Source organism: Amycolatopsis sp. NPDC058278 (assembly GCF_042881395.1).
Taxonomy (GTDB): Bacteria; Actinomycetota; Actinomycetes; order Mycobacteriales; family Pseudonocardiaceae; genus Amycolatopsis.
Window position 1 is genome coordinate 17,814 of the sequence record NZ_JBHVXZ010000019.1, and the last position, 20,935, is coordinate 38,748.

At 70.9% G+C, this 20,935-nt stretch carries 22 protein-coding genes; 12 read left to right on the forward strand and 10 right to left on the reverse strand.

Translation table 11 applies throughout. The features are described from left to right. The first annotated feature begins 9 nt into the window (after positions 1-9). From ACFVYA_RS12410 to ACFVYA_RS12425, 4 genes are all read left to right on the forward strand, one after another. Positions 10-891 carry a DUF5926 family protein gene (locus ACFVYA_RS12410; protein ID WP_387044729.1) on the forward strand — a complete coding sequence of 294 codons (882 nt, stop codon included), beginning with the start codon at positions 10-12 and terminating at the stop codon, positions 889-891. Between the two features lie 174 nt (positions 892-1,065). After that, on the forward strand, positions 1,066-1,419 hold the full coding sequence (locus ACFVYA_RS12415; RefSeq protein WP_387044730.1) for a DUF952 domain-containing protein: 354 nt from the start codon (positions 1,066-1,068) through the stop codon (positions 1,417-1,419). A 210-nt stretch (positions 1,420-1,629) separates the two neighbouring features. After that, positions 1,630-2,142, forward strand: a complete 513-nt coding sequence (locus ACFVYA_RS12420; protein ID WP_013222096.1) for a SigE family RNA polymerase sigma factor — start codon at positions 1,630-1,632, stop codon at positions 2,140-2,142. Beyond that, positions 2,139-2,969 carry a hypothetical protein gene (locus ACFVYA_RS12425; protein WP_387044731.1) on the forward strand — a complete coding sequence of 277 codons (831 nt, stop codon included), beginning with the start codon at positions 2,139-2,141 and terminating at the stop codon, positions 2,967-2,969. The genes ACFVYA_RS12420 and ACFVYA_RS12425 overlap by 4 nt, the downstream gene beginning before the upstream one ends. Positions 2,970-3,037: 68 nt before the next feature. Here ACFVYA_RS12425 and ACFVYA_RS12430 read toward each other — a convergent pair whose 3' ends face one another. The 3 genes from ACFVYA_RS12430 to ACFVYA_RS12440 all read right to left on the reverse strand — a co-directional run bounded on the left by ACFVYA_RS12430 (position 3,038) and on the right by ACFVYA_RS12440 (position 5,777). Continuing rightward, positions 3,038-3,595 carry a ferritin gene (locus ACFVYA_RS12430; protein ID WP_285987627.1) on the reverse strand — a complete coding sequence of 186 codons (558 nt, stop codon included), beginning with the start codon at positions 3,593-3,595 and terminating at the stop codon, positions 3,038-3,040. A 144-nt stretch (positions 3,596-3,739) separates the two neighbouring features. Next, positions 3,740-4,924 (reverse strand): arginine deiminase, encoded by a 1,185-nt coding sequence (locus ACFVYA_RS12435; protein ID WP_285994037.1) that lies wholly within the window; start codon positions 4,922-4,924, stop codon positions 3,740-3,742. Positions 4,925-4,964: 40 nt separating this feature from the next. Further along, on the reverse strand, positions 4,965-5,777 hold the full coding sequence (locus ACFVYA_RS12440) for a CPBP family intramembrane glutamic endopeptidase (RefSeq protein ID WP_387044732.1): 813 nt from the start codon (positions 5,775-5,777) through the stop codon (positions 4,965-4,967). Between the two features lie 22 nt (positions 5,778-5,799). On the opposite strand from ACFVYA_RS12440, the gene ACFVYA_RS12445 reads away from it, so the two are divergent. Continuing rightward, positions 5,800-6,261: a PPOX class F420-dependent oxidoreductase gene (locus tag ACFVYA_RS12445; RefSeq protein WP_387044733.1), complete on the forward strand. Its 462-nt coding sequence runs from the start codon at positions 5,800-5,802 to the stop codon at positions 6,259-6,261. Here the strand turns inward: ACFVYA_RS12445 and ACFVYA_RS12450 are convergent. Further along, positions 6,253-7,047, reverse strand: coding sequence for a DUF2470 domain-containing protein (locus ACFVYA_RS12450; RefSeq protein WP_387044734.1), 795 nt, complete (start codon positions 7,045-7,047; stop codon positions 6,253-6,255). The two genes, ACFVYA_RS12445 and ACFVYA_RS12450, sit on opposite strands and share 9 nt — an antisense overlap. Before the next feature lie 151 nt (positions 7,048-7,198). On the opposite strand from ACFVYA_RS12450, the gene ACFVYA_RS12455 reads away from it, so the two are divergent. Continuing rightward, on the forward strand, positions 7,199-8,224 hold the full coding sequence (locus tag ACFVYA_RS12455; protein WP_387044735.1) for a hypothetical protein: 1,026 nt from the start codon (positions 7,199-7,201) through the stop codon (positions 8,222-8,224). Here the strand turns inward: ACFVYA_RS12455 and ACFVYA_RS12460 are convergent. Then, complete coding sequence (locus ACFVYA_RS12460; RefSeq protein WP_387044736.1) at positions 8,191-9,117, reverse strand: LysR family transcriptional regulator; 927 nt, start codon at positions 9,115-9,117, stop codon at positions 8,191-8,193. The two genes, ACFVYA_RS12455 and ACFVYA_RS12460, sit on opposite strands and share 34 nt — an antisense overlap. 92 nt (positions 9,118-9,209) lie before the next feature. Here ACFVYA_RS12460 and ACFVYA_RS12465 point away from each other — a divergent pair, with 92 nt between their 5' ends. Further along, positions 9,210-10,424 (forward strand): MFS transporter, encoded by a 1,215-nt coding sequence (locus ACFVYA_RS12465; protein WP_387044737.1) that lies wholly within the window; start codon positions 9,210-9,212, stop codon positions 10,422-10,424. On the opposite strand, the gene ACFVYA_RS12470 is transcribed toward ACFVYA_RS12465, so the two are convergent. The 3 genes from ACFVYA_RS12470 to ACFVYA_RS12480 form a co-directional block, all read right to left on the reverse strand. After that, on the reverse strand, positions 10,421-11,161 hold the full coding sequence (locus ACFVYA_RS12470; protein WP_387044738.1) for a hypothetical protein: 741 nt from the start codon (positions 11,159-11,161) through the stop codon (positions 10,421-10,423). The genes ACFVYA_RS12465 and ACFVYA_RS12470 overlap by 4 nt on opposite strands. Next, positions 11,161-12,969 carry a substrate-binding and VWA domain-containing protein gene (locus ACFVYA_RS12475; RefSeq protein ID WP_285987635.1) on the reverse strand — a complete coding sequence of 603 codons (1,809 nt, stop codon included), beginning with the start codon at positions 12,967-12,969 and terminating at the stop codon, positions 11,161-11,163. Before ACFVYA_RS12475 ends, ACFVYA_RS12470 begins: the two co-directional genes overlap by 1 nt. A 76-nt stretch (positions 12,970-13,045) precedes the next feature. After that, on the reverse strand, positions 13,046-14,218 hold the full coding sequence (locus ACFVYA_RS12480) for a homogentisate 1,2-dioxygenase (RefSeq protein WP_387044739.1): 1,173 nt from the start codon (positions 14,216-14,218) through the stop codon (positions 13,046-13,048). A gap of 85 nt (positions 14,219-14,303) precedes the next feature. Here ACFVYA_RS12480 and ACFVYA_RS12485 point away from each other — a divergent pair, with 85 nt between their 5' ends. Both ACFVYA_RS12485 and ACFVYA_RS12490 read left to right on the forward strand, forming a co-directional pair. Next, on the forward strand, positions 14,304-15,158 hold the full coding sequence (locus ACFVYA_RS12485) for a hypothetical protein (protein ID WP_285994038.1): 855 nt from the start codon (positions 14,304-14,306) through the stop codon (positions 15,156-15,158). Beyond that, on the forward strand, positions 15,155-15,796 hold the full coding sequence (locus ACFVYA_RS12490) for an IclR family transcriptional regulator (protein WP_387044740.1): 642 nt from the start codon (positions 15,155-15,157) through the stop codon (positions 15,794-15,796). Before ACFVYA_RS12485 ends, ACFVYA_RS12490 begins: the two co-directional genes overlap by 4 nt. On the opposite strand, the gene ACFVYA_RS12495 is transcribed toward ACFVYA_RS12490, so the two are convergent. Together ACFVYA_RS12495 and ACFVYA_RS12500 are read right to left on the reverse strand one after the other, a co-directional pair. Continuing rightward, positions 15,793-16,443: a DUF998 domain-containing protein gene (locus tag ACFVYA_RS12495; RefSeq protein WP_387044741.1), complete on the reverse strand. Its 651-nt coding sequence runs from the start codon at positions 16,441-16,443 to the stop codon at positions 15,793-15,795. The genes ACFVYA_RS12490 and ACFVYA_RS12495 overlap by 4 nt on opposite strands. A gap of 56 nt (positions 16,444-16,499) precedes the next feature. Next, positions 16,500-17,087 (reverse strand): TMEM165/GDT1 family protein, encoded by a 588-nt coding sequence (locus tag ACFVYA_RS12500; RefSeq protein WP_387044783.1) that lies wholly within the window; start codon positions 17,085-17,087, stop codon positions 16,500-16,502. A gap of 185 nt (positions 17,088-17,272) precedes the next feature. Here ACFVYA_RS12500 and ACFVYA_RS12505 point away from each other — a divergent pair, with 185 nt between their 5' ends. From ACFVYA_RS12505 to cydB, 3 genes are all read left to right on the forward strand, one after another. Further along, positions 17,273-18,232, forward strand: coding sequence for a S41 family peptidase (locus ACFVYA_RS12505; protein ID WP_387044742.1), 960 nt, complete (start codon positions 17,273-17,275; stop codon positions 18,230-18,232). A gap of 71 nt (positions 18,233-18,303) precedes the next feature. Further along, on the forward strand, positions 18,304-19,779 hold the full coding sequence (locus tag ACFVYA_RS12510) for a cytochrome ubiquinol oxidase subunit I (protein WP_387044743.1): 1,476 nt from the start codon (positions 18,304-18,306) through the stop codon (positions 19,777-19,779). A 114-nt stretch (positions 19,780-19,893) separates the two neighbouring features. Then, a complete protein-coding gene (gene cydB / locus ACFVYA_RS12515; protein WP_387044744.1) occupies positions 19,894-20,901 on the forward strand; it encodes a cytochrome d ubiquinol oxidase subunit II in 1,008 nt (335 codons plus the stop codon). Positions 20,902-20,935: the final 34 nt, after the last annotated feature.

Sequence of the window (20,935 nt, forward strand, 5' to 3'; positions counted from 1 at the left end):
GAGGCAGCAATGGGCAAGGGCGCGCGCAAGAAGGGTCCCAAGCAGGCATCGGACCGCAAGCCGAAGGTGCGCGACGTCTTCGTCGGCCAGCCGTTCGAAGGGCTGGCGGCGGAGCCCGAGCTGATCGCGCTGCGCGAGTTCGTGCCGTCCGCGACGGCCCAGCTCACCCTCGCCGACGGCGGTGACGTCACCCTCGGGACCGTCCTGCCCATGGCGGCGGCCGCGTTCGTCCGCTCGGACGGCCGGCGCTACCTCGGCCTGCAGGTGCAGACCCGCTCCTCCGACATCAGCCGGGACCTCGGCCGGTCGCTGAAGTGGCTGCTGGACGCCAAGGAGGGTGACGTCCTCGGCGTGCCGGACACCACCACCCCGCCGTCCGCCGACGAGCACGCGCGGCTCCAGGACCTGCTGACGCCCGGTGCCGAACTCGACGTCACGCTGCACCAGGACTTCGGCTGGTGGCTGCCGGAGGACGCGGACGCCACCGGTGACGTCGCCGTGTCGCTCGAGCGCGCGAACGCCGCGATCATGCCCACCGAACGGCTCGGCTCGGGTGCCTACTGGGTCCTCGCCGGCGAGAAGGCGCACCTGCGCTGGGTCCGGCCGGAGCCGGAGAACCTGCTGCTCCAGGCCCTCGCCCGGCTGTCCGCGGCCGGCGAGCTCGGCCTCGGCGAGGGCTCGCGCTACGCCGGCTCGTTCCGGGCGCACGGCCTGCTCGTCCCGGTCTGGGACCTCGACCCCGAGGCCCACGCCCGCGAATGGGCGGAGGCGAAGGACGCCCTCGGCGCCCGGCTCGAGACGGCGTTGAAGTCGCTCGACGACGAGCCGCTGAACGCGACCGAGCGCCGGGCGCGGGACGGCCTCATCGGCCGGCAGCTGACCCTGCGCTGACCCACCCTCGGCGGGCAGCTGCCCACCGCACGCGAGGAGCCGACCTGCCGTCGGTGGGTGCCGGACCGTCGGTACGTGCCGACGGTCTTCCACCTGCTCGATGAGCGTTCAACCAGGCATTATGTGGCGCACGAGACACCGCCGCCGGATCGCGGCGGTGGGACGATTCTCGGTGTGATACTCCACATCTGCGGGGCGGCCGAGTGGGCCGAAGTGGGCGAAGGCGGCGAGTACCGGCCGTCTTCACTGGGGGAAGTCGGGTTCGTCCACTGTTCCGACTTCGGCACGGCAAACCTGCCGGCCAACATCCGTTACCGGGGCCGCACGGACCTGGTGCTCCTCGAGATCGACCCGGCCAAGGTCGGGTCCCCGGTTCGCTGGGAAGACGGCGTTCCGCCGCACCCGGCGGGCATCTGGTTCCCGCACGTCTACGGCCCGATCCCGCACGCGGCGGTCGTCGGCGTGCACGAATTCCGCGAGTCCGAAGGCGGCGGTTTCCGGCTGCCCGACTCGCTCGCCCACCGCTGACGTGGGCAGATCATGGCCCGGCCGAGCGATCACGAACTCGGCCGGGAACGCGGGCAACCTGAGGGGGCTGTGATGCGTGTTGGGGAGGAAAGCGATCCGGCTTCCGGCTACCCGACCCCGATGGGAGGCGATACGGTGACCGCTGCGGCACCCGTCTTCACCGGGGGAGAAACCTGGGTGACCAGCGCAGGCCGAGGGAGGGCCGCGACGTTGCCTGGCGAGTTCGTCGACTTCGGCGACTTCGTGCAGGCCACCTTGCCGGGCTTGCTCCGGTACGGCCACGCGCTCACCGGCAACCCGCACGACGCGGCGGACCTGGTGCAGACCGTGCTGGAGAAGATCGGTTCGCGGTGGACCTACGTCCACGAAAAGACAGGCGACCCGCTGGCCTACGTCCGCCGGTCGATGGCGAACGCGCACGTGAGCCGCTGGCGCCGGACGCGCCGCGAGAACCTCGTCGCGGACCTGCCGGACACCAGCCCGCACGTGCCGGCCGACCCGTTCGAGCACGAGCCGCTGTGGCGTGCGTTACGAACGCTGCCGCCGAGACAACGGGCCGTGATGGTGCTGCGTTACTACGAAGGTCTCTCGGAAGCGGAGATCGCCGGGGTCCTCGGAATCACCCAGGGCACCGTCAAGAGCCAGGCCAGCAAGGCGATCGCGTCGCTGCGGATGAAGCTGAAGTCGGTCGACGGCGAAGGCGAAGGGAGTGGTGCGGGTTGAACATCTCCGAGGACGAACTGGAGCAGCGCCTGCGCGCGCTGTTCGCCGACGAGCGGCTGGACCTGCCTCCGCCGCCGCCGGACGCCGGCACGATCATCGTCACCGGTGCGCGGCGCCGTCGCCGTCGCCGCCACACAGTGCAGGCCGTGGTGGGGGTGGCGGCCGCGATGGTTGCCGTCGCCGGTGGGCTGACCATGATCCGGCTCCACACCGAGGACGGCACCGCGGTGATGTCCGCACCTCGCACCGGAGCCGACTCCAAGCCACCCGAGAACCTCACGCAGGGCCGGCCGCCGGAACCGTCGACGTCCGGCCCGACCGGAACGCAGAGCATCCAGGCTTCCGCACCGCCGGGAGTGACGACTTCGCCGCGGCCGACGCGGTCGTCGTCCGTCCCGTCGCCGTCCACGCTCGCCGCCGTGACCAGCGGACCGCTGCTCGCGGCCGACGGCTTCGGCAAGCTCAAGCTCGGCATGACCGAGGCCGACGTGGCCGACGTGGCCGTCACGCTCAGCGACGCGCAGGCCGGCGCGGGCTGCACCGTCTACAAGGCACAGGGCAGCGGGATTCCCGCGTCCGCGAGCGTCGTCATTTCCAAGGCGGCCGGGCTGGTCGTCGTCACCCCCGACGTGGCCGCGCACACCGCCGAGGGCATCGGCGCCGGGTCCACGAAGGACCAGATCCTCGCCGCCTACCCCGCGGCCAAGGAAGAAACCGGCGGCGTGGTCGCCCCGGCCGGGAAGGCCGCCGAATACCGCTTCCGGCTCGACCAGACCGGCGTCGTGCGGACGAGCCTGACGAGCGTCACCCAGGACTGCGCCGGCTGAGAGCCGGCCGCATGCAGAAACCCGGGCTGTCCACAGGGGGAGAGCCCGGGTTTCGTGCTAACGCGGTGTCAGAGCTTGCCGCCGGCCACCGGGGGCATCTGCGAGTCGGTGCCGCCGTTGTCGCCGACGGACTCGCGGGCCAGGTGGTTCTCGACCTCGAACAGGTTGCCGTTCGCGCGCTTGACGACGTTCAGCAGCGTGTTCATCTGCGAGATCTCTTCGACCTGCTCCTTGAGGAACCACTGCGTGAACTGCTCGCTGATGTAGTCCTCTTCGGCGCGCGCCGCCTTGGCCATCGCGGAGATGTCGGCGGCGACCTCCTTCTCCTGGGCGAGCGCGAGCTCGATGAGCTCGGTGACGCCGGAGAAGTCGTTGCGCACCTCCCCGGTTCCGGGGATCTCGACGTGGTGGTCGCGGTCGAGCATGTACTGCACGAGCGCCATCGCGTGGTTGCGCTCCTCGACGGACTGCTTGTAGAAGTGCTTCGCCAGCTGCGGAAGGTCCTCGGCGTCGAACCACACCGCGAGCGCGATGTACTGCTGGGACGCGTTGAACTCGTTGTGGATCTGCGCCTGCAGCAGTTCGTAGAACTTCGAGCGCGGCTCTTTCTTCTTGGTGAGGGCCATGACCACCACGATACGGCAGAATTCGATTTCCGACTACTTCTGGCTGGTGATCTTCCCCCTATTAGGGTTACCATTCCTAAAGAAGACTCACCTAATTTAAGTAAGCCTTCCCTAATGGCGTGCGCCGATTAGGGAAGGCTGCCATTACAGCGGATCGCGGCGGACCGGGCAGGACATGCACCGCGGGCCGCCCCGGCCGGAGCCGAGTTCGGAGCCGGCGATCGGCAGCACCTCGATGCCGGCCGCTTCCAGCCGCTCGTTCGTCTCGGCGTTGCGCTCGTAGCCGACGACCACGCCGGGCGCCAGCGCGAGGGTGTTGTTGCCGTCGTCCCACTGCTCGCGTTCGGCTGTCACGGGGTCGAGGCCGGTGTCGATCACGCGCAGCCGATCGATCTCCATCGCCTCGGCCGCGGCCACCAGGAACGGCGCCGGGCCGGCCACCTTCACCCCGCCGTCGCCGGTCGGGCGCAGCGTGAACGCCGTCAGCGAGTCGCGGGCGAGCGGGTACATCACCACCGCATCGGCGTCGACCATCGTGCACACCGTGTCCAGGTGCATCGTCGCGCGGGACTGCTCGATCGGCACCGCCAGCACGGTGTGCGCGATGCCGTCGGCGAACACCGACCGCGCCAGCGACTCCGCGCCGGCCGCCGTCGTCCGCTCGCCGACGCCGATGGCGAGCACGCCCGGCGCCAGCAGCATCACGTCGCCGCCTTCGATCGGCGCCGAATGGGCGCCGTACGCGCGGGCCGCGTGGCGGAACTGCGGGTGGTAGGCGTAGATCAGGTCGAGCACCGCGGTTTCGCGGCGGCGCGCGGGCATGGTGAGGGACGAAATCGCCACCCGGTCGGCGATCCACACCGACGAGTCGCGCGTGAACAGCAGGTTCGGCAGCGGATCGACGGCGAAGTCGTGCGGGTGGTTCATCATCCGCACCAGCGACGCGCCCTCCGCCGACGGCAGCTCCTCGAACGTCATGCCGGCCATCAGCACCTCGGCGAGGCCCGCCGCGTCGACGCTCGACAGGTGCGAACGCAGCGAGTCGGCCAGGTCGCCGCCGAGCCGCCGGTCGTCGACCGCCGCGTGCACGCCCGCCGCGTGCGCCCGATCGTCCTCCAGGGCCGTCCGGAGCGCGTCGGCCAGCAGCAGGACCTCGACGCCGCGGTTGCGCAGCACCTCGGCGAACGCGTCGTGCTCGGCCTGGGCCCGGTCGACCCACGGGATCGAGTCGAACAGGAGCTGGTCGTTGTTGCGGGGCGTCAGCCTTTTGAGCTCGTTGCCGGGCCGGTGCAGCAGCACCGCGCGCAGGGGTCCGACTTCGCTGTCCACCCGGGGAGGTGTCGTTTCGTCGATCACCCCCCGAGCCTAGTCAGGGAAGCCAGGAAACGTGCCCCTTGAGCAGCGAATACCCGACGAACGACACAAAATCGAACAACGTGTGCGCGGCGACCAGCGGCCACAGCCGGTTGGTCTTCTGCCACAGCCGCCCGAACACCAGCCCCATGATGAAGTTGCCGACGAACCCGCCGAACCCCTGGTACAGGTGGTACGACCCGCGCAGCACGGCGGCGCCGAACACGGCGTTGTTCTCGCGGACGCCGAGCTGCCGCAGCCGCGTCAGCAGGTAGCCGATGACCAGGACTTCTTCGGCGAAGGCGTTGCCGAACGCCGAGAGCGTCAGCGTGATCGGCCGCCACCACGTATCGCCCAAAGTGGACGGTTGCACCGCCAGGCTGAACCCGAGGTGGTAGGAGACGAAGTAGAGCGCCAGGCCGGGGATCCCGATGATCGCGGCGAGCACGATGGTCAGCAGCGTGTCGTAGCCCGCCGACCGGCGGTCCAGCCCCAGCCGGGTGATCTTGATGCCCGCGCGCCACAGCAGGTACAGCCCGAGCGCGCCCCAGCCGACCAGCTGCATCGCCGACAGCAGCTGCTTGAGCAGGTCGATCAGGCTCGCCGCGGCCTGCGGCACGTTCAGCTGGGTCTGCTGCTGGGCCAGCGGGACCGGCTGCAGCAGCGAGTCCACAAGGGACAGCAGGCTGCGCACCCCGGACAGGCCCAGCGTGATCCCGAAGACGATCAGCAGCTCGAGCTTGATCGCGCGGCGCTCGGCCGGGTCCTCGACCGTGGCGGGGAACTCGGGGCGGTCCGGCGCCAGCCACGATCGCGCGGTGAACGTCATGGACGCACGCTACCTTCGGGGTATGCCGAGGAGCATCGCCACCAACGAAACCGTCGACCGCGCCGCGCTGGTCGAGTTCCTGTCGACCCGCCACCGCGCCATCCTGCTCACCACGAAGGCCGACGGCGGCCCGCAGCTCTCGCCGGTGACCTGCGGCGTCGACGCCGAGGGCAGGCTGGTCGTCTCGACCTACCCGAAGCGCGCGAAGGTCGTGAACGTCAAGCGCAACCCGGAGGTCTCCGCCTGCATCCTGTCCGACGAGTGGAACGACCAGTGGGTCCAGCTGAACGGCACCGCCGAGGTGCTGGACGTCCCGGATTCGGTCGAGCCGCTCGTGGACTACTTCCGCAGCATTTCGGGCGAACACCCGGACTGGGACGAATACCGCGAGGCCATGGTCAAGCAGGGCAAGAGCATCATCCGCGTCACCATCGAGAGCTGGGGGCCGATCGCGAAGGGCGGCTTCCCCGCCGAACTAGCCTGACCGCCCGCGCAGGAACGGGCAGCCGACCAGCCGCCGCAGTTCCGACGCGAGCTGCGACGGGCTGTCGACGGACTTCGAGAACGCCAGCCGCACGTCGTGGTCGCCCGTGTCGGACTCGACGCGCAGCCGCAGCCCGAACCGGTCGAGCCCGAGCGGGCGGATCCGGCCGCCGCGCAACGCCGCCGGCAGGTGCTTCGCCAGCTGCCCGACGACGTCGGCGTGCTCGCTCTCCAGGTGCCGCAGCCACCCGGCCTCGTAGTCGTGGAACGGGTCGGGCGGCGCCGCGCTGAACACGTGCGGGCGCAGCGAGTGCGTGCCTTCGGCGTCGGCGAGCACGAGCGACGCCGGCGTGAGCCGCAGCAGCGTGACGCCGTGGCCGACGTCGAGGAGCCGCTCGTCCGGCCGCGTCTCGGCGATCGCCACCGCCCGGGCGCGGGCCGAGACCGGCGAGAGCGGCCGCAGCCAGCCGGTGATCCACAGCAGCCCGCGGATCGGTTCCCGCAGGGCGACCGGCGCCTGGTCGGCGACCTCGACCATCACGGCCAGCTCCCCGCGCTGGGCCTGCTTCGCCGCGCGGACCATCGGGTGGTCGTCGGGCAGCAGCACGCTGACGCTGCCGCTGTGGTGCACGTGGTGCAGGACGGGGACGACGCGCTCGCCGTTCAGATCCGCGCGGTCGCAGGTGGGCAGCAACGACGCGGGGCCGTTGCGGGTCGCGATCGTCTTGGCGCGCTCGGCGGGATTGGGGGCCGGCGGGCGGCGGACGGATGTGGGGGCCTCGGTCACGGCTCACCTCCTACTTAGGTGAGCCTAACCTGAATTCGGCGGTCTGGATAGTCGTGGTCATCACCTCCCTTCCGCTGATCGGCACATTTGGTAACGCCGGTGCCCACTTCGTCGAAAAGCGGGTAACAACCCGAGCCCCTGGGGGGTCCGCGTGCCGATCGTCCCGGTCCCCGAGCGCGTCCGCGCCTTCGAACTCGACCCCGCCATGCCGTCCGGCGCCCTGCCGATCTTCGGCGAGTACCTCGATCGCCTCGGCGACACCGCGAACCGGCGGCTGGTGGCCGGGTTCTTCCTGGTGTTCGGGGTCGCCCAGTTCGTCGCCGGCGCCGGGGTCGCTCTGCCGGTCGGCACGTTCGCGCTGGCCGGCGCGATCGAAGCGTGGTGGCTCTACCGGGCCTACGGCAGGGTGCCCGAGACACGGCTGAAGCGGGAAGCGTTCCGGCAGGTGGACGTCACCGCCGACGGCCTGGTCGCGGCCGGCCGGACGGTCGGCGTGCGCCTGCCGGACGGCCGGTGGCTGCGCGTCCGGCTCGACGAAGCGCACCGCCTGCTGGTGGCCGGGCACCGGCGGGTGTGGCTGCTGGGGCGGGGCCCGAAGGTGTTCGTCGGCTTCTCCGGCGTGGTGCGGCTCCGCCGCGCCACCGTCCACGACGGGCCGCCGCCGGGTGCGGTGCCGATGCCGGCACCGGCCGGGTCCGGTTCACCGAGGCTCGACCCCGTGCTGACCGCGCACCGCCACCAGCTCGCCCGCGACCTGCGTGCGACAGCGGCGTTCCTGCTGGTCCTGGCCGCGTTCGCGGTCTGGGTCGGGCTCGGCTTCCCGGTCGTGGGCTGGGTCGCGTGGCCGTTCGGGGCCGGCACCCTGCTCGGTGCTTCGGTGAGCGCGTTCCGCGCGATCGCGTACCGCCGGCCGCTCCGGGCGGACCACTGGACGGAGCTGCGCGCGGTCCTCGACGGCCCGGTCCGCATGAGCCGCCACGGCGTGGCCAGGCTGAGCGGCCTCACCATGCTGGCCGACGGCCGCGTGGTCCCGTTCCGCCTCCCCAAGGCGGACCCGTCGATGGCGGCGAACATCGCGGCGACGGGCCGCCTGTGGATCGCGGGCGTCCCCCGGCCGGGCGCGGCCAAGACGGGCCTGCCGGGCTACCCGGTACTGGGTACGGTCTGGCTCGGCTGAGCGGCCCAGCTCGGCCGCCACGCACCGGCGACGTGCTCGCTCGTCGCGAGGTGCTGCCGGAGCGCGGTGAGCCCCGGGTGCGCGTTGCCCCGGCGCCACACCAGCGAATGCGGGTACACCGGCACCGGGGCTTCGATCGGCACGCGCCGCAGGTCGTGCCCGGGCAGCCACGCCACCCGGCTGCCCGCCCCGACCAAGGTCACCACCTCACCGGACTCCGCGATCGTGTCCAGTACCACCTCGGTGCCGAAGTTCGGGCCGGCCGCGTCGATCCACAGGTCGAACGCGGCCGCGAATTCGGCGTAGTAGGCGCCCCACTCGGTCCCGGGCACCACGCCGGGCAGCCGGATCCGATGCCCGGCGAGCTCACCCGGAGCCACCGAAGGCGCTCCGGCCAGCGGGTGCCGGGAGCCGCACAACAGCTGAATCGGCTCGTCGAGCACCCACTGGGCGTCGAGGTCGTCCGGCAGTGCGACGACCGCGCGGAACGAGGCATCGATCGAGCCGTCCCGGAGAGCGGCGACCGCGGTGTCGAAGAGCGTCGCGACCTCCAACGCGATGTCCGGGTGCGCCTCGTGGAATCCACGCAGCAACGTGGCCGGGCACAGCCGTCGGCCGATGACGTCGACCCGGAGCGGCCCGGTGCGCACCGACGCGAGCGCCCGCAGCTCGGCCGACAGCAGCTCGCGCGCGTGGGGCAGGAAGGCTTCGCCGTCCCCGGTGAGCACGGCCCCGCGGGCGGTGCGCGTGAACAGCCGCACCCCGAGCGACTTCTCCAAGGCGGCGATGCGCTTCGAAACGGCCTGCTGCGTGATCGACAGATCGGTGGCGGCGTCCTGGAACCGGCCCGCCTCCACGGCGGCGACGAAGGTGCGCACGGCATCGAGGTCCACGACGACCGACTCTAGATTCACAACGCCGCGTTGTGGCTCGCCGCCGCGTCGGTTGTTTGCCCCGCGCGGTCGTTCCCGGCTTTGATCTCCCGGTGATGCGCGGGCGGTCGCTGGGACCGCGGTTCAGGTGGCTCTGGTCGGCTTACGCCGTGAGCGCGTTCGGGACGTGGCTCGGCTTCGGAGCCTTCCCGATGCTCGCCATCCTCGTCCTGCACGCCGGGCCCACGGCCGTCTCGGCGCTCGCCGCGGTCGGGCCGGCCGTCGGTGCGCTCGTCGCCGTGCCGCTGGGGCCGTGGGTCGATCGGCGCCGGAAGCGGCCGGTCATGGTGGGCATGGACCTGGTCCGGTTCGGCGCGCTGGTCAGCGTGCCGGCCGCCTACGCCCTCGGCGTGCTGAGCTTCGGCCAGCTCCTGGCCGTCTCGGTGGTCGTCGCCGCGGCGGACATCACCTTCAGCTCGGCCGGCGGCGCGTTCCTCAAGGGACTGGTGCCGCCCGAAGACCTGCTCGTCGCGAACGGCCGGTTCGAGTCCACGAACTGGACCGCCACCGCGCTCGGCCCGCCGCTCGGCGGAGCCGCGTTCGCGCTGTTCGGTCCGGTGACGTCGGCGGTCGCCAACGCCGTCAGCTTCCTGCTCTCCGCACTCGGGATCCGCGCGATCGGCGGGGACGAGCCGCGTCCGCGCACCGCCACCCGGCTTCGCCTGCGCGACCTCGCCGACGGGTGGCGCTTCGTGCTGGCCCACCCCGGGCTGCGGCCGCTGCTCTTCAACGTCATGGTGTTCAACGGCCTGATCATGGGGACCGAGCCGCTGCTCGCCGTGCTGATGCTGAACCAGCTCGGGTTCACGCCGTGGCAGTACGGGCTCGCGTTCGCCGTCCCGTGTCTCGGCGGGCTGGCCGGCTCGCGGCTGACCCCGCGGCTCGTCGAGCGGTTCGGCCGGCACCCCGTCCTGCTGACGGCCGGCACGGTCAGGGCGTGCTGGCTGCTCGCGCTGGCCTTCATCCCGGCCGGCACCGGCGGGCTGGTGTACGTCATGGTCGTCGAACTCGGCCTGATCGTCAGCTGCAGCGTCTTCAACCCGGTGACCGCGACCTACCGGCTCGAGCAGCTCCCGGCGGACCGCATCGCCCGGACACTCTCGGCGTGGTCGGTCAGCACGAAAGCGGCGATCGCCACGCTCACCGCGGTCTGGGGCCTGCTCGCCGGCCTCACCGGCCCGCGCGTCGCGATCGGCGTCGCCGGGGTCCTCGTGCTGGCGACGCCGCTGCTGCTGCCGCGCCGCGACCGGACGCCGGTGGCCGCCTAACCCAGCGACCTCCGCGTCGCCTGTTCGGTCTCCAGCACGCCCTGCCGGATGCCCTCCAGCTGGTCGCTCAGCTCCCGGACCGCGCCGGTGTCCACGGTGACGTCCGTCGTCGTCGCCGTCAGCTCCGCGACCCTGGCCACCAGGCTGTCCAGGCCGAGCGCGCCGGACTGCAGCTGGGCCAGCAGCTTGTCCCGGGCGCCGGACAAGCGGGCGTGCACGTCCGCCTGGGCCTGCACGGCCGTCAGTGCCTGCTCGAGGTCGCCGCGGACCTCGGGGTTCGCCGTGCGCAACTCGCGCTGCAGCCGGCGTCGTTCGTGCGCGACGGCGTCGAGGTCGACCCTGGCCAGCGCCTGGCCGGTCGCCGACGCGCGGCCGGCCAGCCGTCGCAGCGTCGACAGCGTCTCCCGGACCACCGGCTCCATGTCCGCGACGCGCTCGGCGAGCGGGCCGGCGTCGAGGGAGGCGCTGAGCGAGGCGAACCCCTCGGCCGCGCCCTCCGCCCGGTGCAGCCAGTTCTCCTCGGCCGACCCGGGCGCGACGGGCAGCACCCGTGCTTCCCGCGGGGGAGGCTCCGCCTTCTCGCCGCCCAGGACCGCCACGCCCGCCCGCGCGGCGAGCACCGCCACCCCGACCCCGACGGCGGCGACGACCGGCAGCTGCACGGCCCACGCCACCCCGGCCGACGTGGCGGCGAGCAGCAGCCCCCACGGTTCGGCGAGCTCACGGGCGAACTTCATCAGAAGTTGGAAATCACGGAGGTGAACACCTGGTTGATCGAGTCCGGTTTGGACGAATCGTACTCCGATCCCGCGGTCGCTTCGGCGATCTGCTTCAGCACGCCCTGATCGGCGTCCGAGCCGTAGGCGATCGTGAACAGGCGGACCGTCTCCGCGTTGCCCTCCGGCCGCAGCTGCGGCACCAGGTGGTCGATGTCGATGCCACCGGAGTCCTCGTTGCGGCCGTCGGTGAGCACCACGACCGCGTTGATCGCCGTCGGGTCCAGGTGGGCCTTCATGTACTCGTACGCGGCCAGCGACGAGTCGTACAGCCCCGTGCCGGATTGGGGGGTCAGCCCGCTCAGCCGCATGGCGAGGGTCTCCTTGCCGCCGGTGCCGAGCGTTTGCACGGGGAGCAGTTCCTGGTAGTCCTTGTCGCCGTCGAGGTGGGTCGAGAACTGCCAGAGCCCGACCTGGTCCCGCGGCACGAACTGGCCCAGCGAATCGATCGCGGCCTGCTTCGCGAGGTCGATCTTGCTCTTGCCGGTGCCCTTCACCTCGTCACCCATCGAGCCCGAGACGTCCACCACGAGCAGCACGTTCGCCTTCTTGCGCAGGTCGGTCCACGAGGCCAGCAGCTTCGACAGCACCGACGGCGACGGCGGCCGCAGGAAGGTGATCTTCGCGTCCGGCTGCACACCGTTGGCTGGCGTCACCTGCGAACCCGGCTTGCCGTCGAACGAGCGGAAGCCGAGCGCGGCGAACTTCGCCTGCGTCTCGTCCTGGCGCAGGTAGCCCAGGAAGTCCGCGGCGATCTGCTTGCGCGTGGCGTCCGCCCAGTTCAGCGCGACGAACGGGTGGTCGGAGTTCAGCGTCCCGTCACCCGGGTAGATCGCCACCAGCGGCACCTTCGGCGGCCCGTGCTGCCCGACCTTGGCGGGGTCGTTCGTCGGGTTGCCCTGGTTGTAGCCGATCAGCGAGTTCTCCTCGACGGTGACCGCCGAGATGTACGACAGCGCCGCGCCCTTGTCGTCGGCCTTCTGCAGGTTGGTCAGGAAGGTGAGCGTGGTGTCGCCGTAGTGCACGATCGCCTGCTCGAGGTTCGTGACGAACTGCTTCGCGTCCGGCTTCTCGAGCGCGGCCGTGGTGAGGTCGGACGACGTGCCGGTGGCGGCGTAGTAGGCGCCGATCGTGGCGTTCAGCCCCGACGTCGAGATGTTCGGGTTGGTCTTGCCCAGCCGGAACTTGCCCCACTCCGGGTGGCCGTACTTCGCCCAGCCCGCCGGATCGGTGGCCAGCGCGGTGAGGTCCGTCCAGCCGATCGCCTTGCCGGGCCAGCCGAGCGCCTCGGCCATCGGCTTCGGCATCGCGACGACCAGCGGCGAGTTCGCGACCGACTGCGGGTCGCCGTCCGGCACGATCGACGCCGAGTCGCCCTTCGCGTTGACGCGCAGCAGGTTGACCCAGCCGCTCGCGGCCGGCGTCCAGACGTCCGGGCGCGGCCCGTCGGTGGCCTCGTTCCAGCCGTTCGCCAACGCCTGCATCGCGACGCCGGAGGACTTCGATTTCACGACGACGTCGACGCAGTGCCCGGCGACCGACCGTCCGGAGTAAGCCTTCGCGGCCTCCTGGACGATGCCGGCCTTCTCCGGCGACGAGGCGATGTTGAGCGCGATCGCGTCCGCGCCGGAGCACTTCGGCGCGTCGGCCTCGTCGCTCGAACCACTGGTCCAGTACCGGATTCCGATGATCAGCCCGGCGGCGACCACGATCGCGGCGAGGAACGGGAGGATTTTTCTCTTTCGCCCTGTTGGCTGGGAATTGATCATCGAGCCCTCCCCGTTCCGCCGGAAAGTCCATTATCGGCCGACGGAACGGGGACGGGACGGTAATTCCGGAACTTGACTATCCCTTAGGGCCGCGGCGCGACCACGTCCAGGCGTACCCGGGGTCTTCGGACGCGTCGGCGGCTTCGCCGAGTTCCAGCGGCGCGAACGTGTCCACCATGACCGCGGTCTCGTCGAAGAACTCGGCGCCGATCGACGCCTCCGCCGCGCCCGGCTGCGGGCCGTGCGTGAAGCCGGACGGGTGCAGCGAGAGCGAGCCGATCCCGATCCCCGAGCCCTTCCGGGCTTCGTAGTTGCCGCGCACGTAGAACATCAGCTCGTCGGAGTCGACGTTCGCGTGGTTGTACGGCACCGGGATCGCGCCCTCGCGGTAGTCGACCTTCCGCGGGCAGAAGGAGCAGACGACGAAGTTCGGGCCCTCGAACGTCTGGTGCACGGGCGGCGGCTGGTGCACCCGGCCGGTGATCGGCTCGAAGTCGTCGATGTTGAACACCCACGGGTAGAGGCAGCCGTCCCAGCCGACGACGTCGAAGGGGTGCGTCGCGTAGGTGTAGCGGGTCAGCCCGGCGCGGTGCCGCACGAGCACCTCGACGTCCTCGCCGTCTTCCAGCAGCGGCTCCGACGGCCCGCGGATGTCACGCTCGCAGTACGGCGAGTGCTCCAGGAACTGCCCCTTCGCCGACAGGTAGCGCTTGGGCGGCCCGATGTGGCCGCGCGCCTCGAGGGTGAAGAGGCTGACCTCGCCGTGCGGGACGACCCGGTAGGTGCACGACGTGGGGATGACGACGTAGTCGCCGTCGCCGACCTCCAGCCGGCCGTAGATCGTCTCGAAGGTCGCGGAGCCGCCGTGGACGTAGAAGAGCTCGTCGCCGGCCGCGTTGCGGTACAGCGGGCTGGGCGCGGTCGCCGTGACGAACCCGATGGTGACGTCGTTGTTGCCGAACAGGCGGCGGCGGTCGGTCACCGCGTCGGCTTCGCCGCCGAACTTGAGGTCCCGGGTCTGGTACGCCCGCGGCTTGAGCGGGTGGTTCGGGGTGAGCGGCCCGCGGTCCTCCTCGACCGCGACGGCGTCGACGATCGCCGTCGGCAGGCCGCGGTGGTAGAGCAGCGCGGAGTCGGCGGAGAAGCCCTCGACGCCCATCAGCTCCTCGGCGTAGAGGCCGCCGTCCGGCTTCCGGAACGCGGTGTGCCGCTTGTGCGGAAGCTCGCCTACTCGCCGGTAGTAAGGCATCGACGTCCCCTTCTGACGTGTCCGTTGTGCGAACGATTTTGTCCTCATGTCGTACGCTACTAGCGTGTCAGTCGTGTCAAGCGCTGTGGAACTCACGCCCCCCGGCCCCCGTGGAATTCCTCCTCTGTTCGCGAGGCTCGTCGACGACTCGGCGCTGTTCCCTCCGGTCGGTGCGGCCATGCCCGAAGCGCTGCGTGCGCACTTCGCCAGCCGGGACTCCGAACACGCCGGTGTACTGGGGGTTTTCCTCTGCCAGGCGTCGCGGCTGCCCGAGCTCATCACCGAGCTGATCAAGATCAAACCGAAGCAGCCGCTGCCGCTTTCGCTGATCATCGACACCGGCCTCGGCGGCGTCCCGAAGGCCATCTCGATCGTCGAGTCGCGCAGTGAGCTGCTCGCGCTGCGGATGGTCGAGATGCCGGCGCCGTCGGACGTCGACGAGGTGTGGCTCGAGCGCGTCTCGGAGTTCGTCCCCGAGGACGTCATCCGGGTGGTCGAGCCGCGGCGCGGCGTCGGCTGGCTGGACGGCGTGCGGAAGGTGATCGAGCACGGCAGCTGGCCGAAGATCCGCTGCGGCGGCAAGGCGGGCGAGAACTTCCCCAGTGTCGACGAGGTGGCGGACTTCCTCGCCGTCGTCAGCGGGTCCGCCGGGGCGTCGTTCAAGGCGACCAACAGCCTGCACCGCGCGGTCCGGCACACCGATCCGGACTCCGGGTTCGTGCACCACGGCTTCCTGAACCTCCTCGTGGCCTCCGCGCGCAGCCTGGCCGGCGGTGACGTCCGGGGCGCCCTGGAGTCGACCGACGCCCAGGCGCTGGCCGACGAGGCCCGTGCGCTGTCCGAGCCGGCCGCGAAGGCCGTGCGGGCGCTCTTCGCGTCCTACGCGGCGGCGTCGTTCGAGGAGCCGGTCGCCGACCTGGGCGAACTCGGCTTGCTGTGACCAGCCGGGAGGGGTCGCTGACGCTCGACCGCGGCTTGGCGCTGCTGCAGGCAGTGGCCGACGCCGGCGGCGACGCGGCGACCATCTCCGAGCTGGCCGTGGCCATCGGAGCCAGCCGCGCGGCCGTCTACCGGCTGCTCGTGCCGCTGTCCGAACGCGGGCTGGTCTGGCGGGACGGCACGAAGGTCCGGCTCGGCGTCGGGCTGCTCCGGCTGGCCGGGCAGGTGCTCCCGCAGCTGCGGGACGCGGCGGGCCCGGTGCTGCGCGAGCTGGCCGAGAAGGTCGGCGCGACCGCGCACCTGTCGGTCGCGCAGGGGACGCAAGCGCTTGCGGTGGCCGTCGTCGAACCGTCCTGGACGAATTTCCACGTCGCCTACCGGGTGGGCAGCCGGCACTCGCTGACCGCCGGCGCGGCCGGCAAGGCGATGACCCTGCGTCCCGGCGGCGACGGCTGGGTGACGTCGACAGGGGAGCTCGAGGCGGGCGCGTCCGGCGTCGCGGCGCCGGTCCGCGGGGTCCCGGGGCTGCGGGCGAGCGTCGGCGTCGTCTCGATGGAGCCGCTGAAGGCGGCCGAAGTGGGCCCCCAGGTCGTCGCGGCCGCCACCCGGCTGGCCGGCATCCTGAAGACGGACGGCTAACGCAGCGGCCGGACCATCGTCAGCAGCAGGGCGACGTCGACGGTGAACAGCAGCCGCTCGAAGAGGCCCAGCGTGACGTCCTGCTGGGCCGGGCCGAGGACGAGCGTCAGGACGAACCCGCCGAGCACCGCGCCGACGCTGACGAAGCTCGCCGTGGCCAGGCGCCGGATCGTCGTCCGCCGGGGTTCCCACGGGCAGCGCTCGCGGCCCTTCTTCGTCAGCACGAACGCGGCCGCCGGCAGCGCGATGAACGCCGTCAGGGCGGCGATGTTGTGGACCTGCCCGGCGAGCGACCGCGCCTGACCGTCCGGGTCGACGGGCACGAGCCCGCAGACCAGCAGCCCGGCCGACCAGACGCCGAGCAGCACGCAGACGGCGGTGGTGCCCGGGCGGTGGGCCTTGGCGATCCCGGCGAGCAGGGCGACCGAGCCCAGCGACAGCGCCAGGCACATCACGCTGAACAGGGGAGCGGCCGAGGACGTGCCGAGCTTGCCGTAGACGTACTCGGAGAGGGTCTGCCAGATCGGGCTGACCTGGCCGGACAGCCGCAGGTGCAGGTCGATCGAGATGGCCACGGCGAGGCCGATGCCGCCGAGCGCGACCCGGCCGTGCAGTGGCGAGACGGCGTGCGTCTTCGGCGAGTTCACCCGGCGCTCTCCCTTTCGTTTCCGAAAGGTTACCGGGCGAACCTGTGAAAGATCGGTCAGAAGGCCAGCTGGACCAGGGCGAACGCGGCGAACCCGGCGAACCCGAACCCGGCGCAGCGCTGGATCACCTTCGGCTTGATCCGGCTGCGGATCTTCGCGCCGATGAACACGGCGAGCCCGGCCACCACGACGAGCGCGGTGAAGGCGCCGACGCCGACGGCGAAGGGGTTGCCGATGCGGGCGGCGAGGCTCGCCGTCGCGAGCTGGGAGGCGTCGCCCCACTCGGCGGCGAAGAGCACGCCGAACGACGTCATCGCCGAGCGGGTGAAGGACAGCGGCGAGGGCCCGGTGCGCGAAGCGTCTTCGCCTGCTTCGTCGGCCTTGCTGAATCCCTCGCGAAGGAGCATGAAAGAGCCGAGGCCGAACATCGCGGCGACGACCAGCGAAAGGACCACGTCCGGCAACAGCGTCAACACGCTGCCGAACGCGACCGCTATGACGCATTGCACGGCGAACGCGGCGCAGACCCCGGCGAAAACCGGCCAGCCGCGGAAACGGGTGGTCAGCACCAGAGTCGCGACGAGCGTCTTGTCCGGCAGTTCCACAGCGAGGACCAGGCCGAACGCGCTGATCAGCGCCACCATAGCGGCAGTCATGAGTTTTTTCGCCCCTTTCACTGCAACGATAAAGGGGAGATCGGGAAAGCCGCAAGCTGATGGCGAACGCGAAATTGCCTGATCGGCGGCCATGAATTTGGCATCCCGGACCGTCGCACAAATTTTTTCGGTGTGCCGAATTTTCGGTTGTGGCCTGCGGTAGGTTGCTCGACATGGGGTCACAGGCGCGTGCTGCGCAGGTCGAAGAAGTCATCCGCCGGTTGGAAGGTCACTACGTCTTCCCGGACGTCGCCACGAAGCTGACGAAGCTGCTTCGCGCCCGCCTTGACGAGGGCGCGTACGCGGACCTCGGCGACGCGGAATTCGCGACGGCCGTCACAGCGGACCTCCAGTCGGTGAACGACGACAAGCATCTGCGCCTGCGTCACCACGTCGATCCGGTGGCCGAGGACGGCGACGCGCAGCACGCGTCAGAGGACTTCCGGCAGGCGGCCGAGCTGGAAAACTTCGGGATCGCGTCGGTGCGGCGGCTCCTGGGCAACGTCGGTTACGTCGACACGACCATGCTCTACCCGCTCGCCTTCGCGGCCTCGGCCGTCTCGGCGGCGATGACGCTGGTCGCGCCGGCCGACGCGCTGCTGCTCGACGTGCGGCACAACCGCGGGGGCGACCCGGAGACCAGCGCGTTCCTGCAGAGCTACCTCGTCGACGAGCGGACCCACTACCTCGACTTCTACGAGCGCGAAGGCGACCGCGTCAGCCAGATGTGGACGTTGCCGTACGTCCCGGGCCCGAAGTTCGGCGGCACCAAGCCGATCTGGGTGCTCACCGGCCCGGCGACGTTCTCCGGCGGCGAAGACCTCGCCTTCTCGTTGCAGCGGCAGGGCCGCGCGAAGACCGTCGGCGAGCCGACGCGGGGTGGCGCCCACCCGTGCGAACAGTACAAAGTGGACACCTACTTGGACGTGACGGTGCCGCTCGCCCGCTCGTACGACCCGAAGACGGGGGAGAACTGGGAGGGCGTCGGCGTGTTGCCGGACCTGCCGGTCGCCGCGGACAAGGCGTTCGACACCGCGTACGCGCTGGCCCTTCGGCACGTCCTCGAGCTCGGGGATTCCGGCCCGCGACGGCTCGTCGCGGACGAGGCGCGGAAGGCACTCGACCAGCTGTAGGACGTTGGTCCCGCCACGAACGGGACCAGTTGATCTGGCCGCGTCACCAGGGCCGGAGCACGCTGGACCACGTGGAGGTCCTTGAGCTAGCGCGGTGGCAGTTCGGCATCACCACCGTCTACCACTTCCTGATGGTCCCGCTGACCATCGGGCTGTCGATCCTGGTCGCGGCGATGCAGACCCGCTGGGTCCGCACCGGCGAGCTGCGGCACCTGAAGATGACGAAGTTCTGGGGCAAGCTCCTGCTGGTCAACTTCGCCATGGGCGTGGTGACCGGGATCGTGCAGGAGTTCCAGTTCGGGATGAACTGGAGCGCGTACTCCCGCTTCGTCGGCGACGTCTTCGGCGCGCCGCTGGCGATGGAAGGGCTCCTCGCCTTCTTCGTCGAGTCGACGTTCCTCGGCCTGTGGATCTTCGGCTGGGACCGGCTGCAAAAGCGTGTTCACTTGATGTGCGCGTGGGCGTTTTCGCTGGCCACGATGGCGTCGGCGTACTTCATCCTGGCCGCGAACTCGTGGATGCAGCACCCGGTGGGCGTGACGTTCGAGAACGGCAAGCCGACCATGAACTCGATCTGGGCGGTGCTGACGAACAACACGGCCCTGGCCGCGATCCCGCACACCCTGGCCGGTGCGTTCTCGGTGGCGGCGGCGTTCCTGGTCGGTGTCGCGGGCTGGCACCTGTGGCGGCGCGGCGACCACGCCGACGTGTGGCGTTCCTCGCTGCGGCTGGGTGGCTGGGTCGGCGTGGCGGCGTTCGCGGTCCTGGCGATCACGGGCGACACGCAGGGCAAGCTGATGTTCGAGCAGCAGCCGATGAAGATGGCGTCAGCGGAAGCGTTGTGCCACACGGAAAAGCCGGCCAGTTTCTCGATCATCGCGATCGGCGACGTGGCCGGTGCGAACTGCGAAGACGTCAAGACGTTCAACGTGCCCGCGTTGCTGTCGTTCCTGGCGCACAACGACTTCAAGACCGAGGTCAAGGGCGTCGAGGACCTGATCACCGAGTATCAGGCCAAGTACGGCACGAACTACCCGGACGACCCGGCGCTGGGTTCGCTGGCGGGCCAGCCGATCGACTACGTGCCCAACCTGCCGGTGACGTACTGGGGCTTCCGCATGATGATCGGCTTCGGCGCGGTCTCGGCGGGCATCGGCGTCCTGGCCCTCTGGCTGACCCGCAAGGGCCGCGTCCCGGGCGGCCGCTGGTTCCCGTGGCTGGTCCTCGGCGGCATCGCCACCCCGTTCCTGGGCAACAGCGTGGGCTGGATCTTCACCGAGATGGGCCGTCAGCCGTTCGTGGTCGTCCCCAACCCGAGCGGGGTGGACGGCGTGTGGATGTTCACCGCCCAGGCCGTGTCGAGGTTGACGACCGGCGAGGTGTGGACCTCGCTGATCGCGCTGACCACGGTGTACGCCGCTCTCGGCGTGGTGGAGGTGTACCTGATGCGCAAGTACGTCCGGGGCGGCGTCGATGCGGTGATGCCCCCGGAGAAGCCGGGGGACTCCGACAAACCGGGCGAGGACACCCTCGCCTTCGCCTACTGAGGTGCTGACGATGAGTGTCGATGTGACCACTCTTGCGAGTTACCCACAGTTCGTCTGTGGACAACTCGGTTCCCTGTGGATAACTCACAGCTACCGGCCGGTCGGAGGTAAGCGATGAGCCTCGAAATCGCCTGGTTCGTCGTCATCGCCTTCTTCTGGCTCGGGTACCTCTTCCTCGAAGGGTTCGACTTCGGCGTCGGCATGCTGCTGCCGGTGCTCGGGCGCGACAACACCGAGCGCCGCGTCATGGTCAACACCATCGGGCCGGTCTGGGACGGCAACGAGGTCTGGCTCATCGTCGCCGCCGGCGCCACGTTCGCCGCCTTCCCGGCCTGGTACGCGGGGTTGTTCTCGGCCGCCTACCTGCCGCTCCTGCTCGTGCTGCTCGCTCTCATCGGCCGTGGCGTCGCCTTCGACTACCGCGGCAAGGTCGACTCCGAGCGCTGGCGGCGCAACTGGGACCGGGTCATCGTGCTCGGCTCGTGGATCCCGCCGCTGGGCGTCGGCCTCATCCTCGCCACCACCGTCCTCGGCCTGCCCCTCGACGCCGACGGCAACCGCGTCGGCTCCGCGTTCGCCGCCGTCCGCTGGGACACCCTGCTCGGCGCGGTCGCGATCGCCGCCTTCTCGATCACCCACGGCGCCGCGTTCCTCGCCCTCAAGACCAGCGGTGACCTGCGGGAACGGGCGCGCACGCTGGCGCTCAGGCTGCTGCCGATCGCCATGGTGCCGGTGGTCGCGTTCCTCTCGGTCGTCCAGTGGCGCGCGGGCACGTTGTGGACGCTGCTCGCGTTCGGGATCAGCGCCGTCGCCGCGGTCGTCGCCTGGCTGCGGCTGCGCGCCGACCGCGACGGGCAGGCGTTCGCCGCGCTCGGCGTGGTCATCGCCGGGGCCGCGGTGGTCATGTTCGGCTCGCTCTTCCCGAACGTCCTGCCCTCGACCCTCGACGCCGCCAACACGCTCACCATCGAGGGCGCCGCCTCGAGCCCGTACACGCTGACCGTGATGACCTGGGTCGCCGTCTTCGGCGCCCCGGCCGTGCTGGTCTACCAGGGCTGGACCTACTGGGTGTTCCGCAAGCGCATCGGCACCCAGCACATCCCGGCGGTCCACGCGTCATGACAAAGCGTCTTTTCGGGGGTTCCGGGTGGCGGAG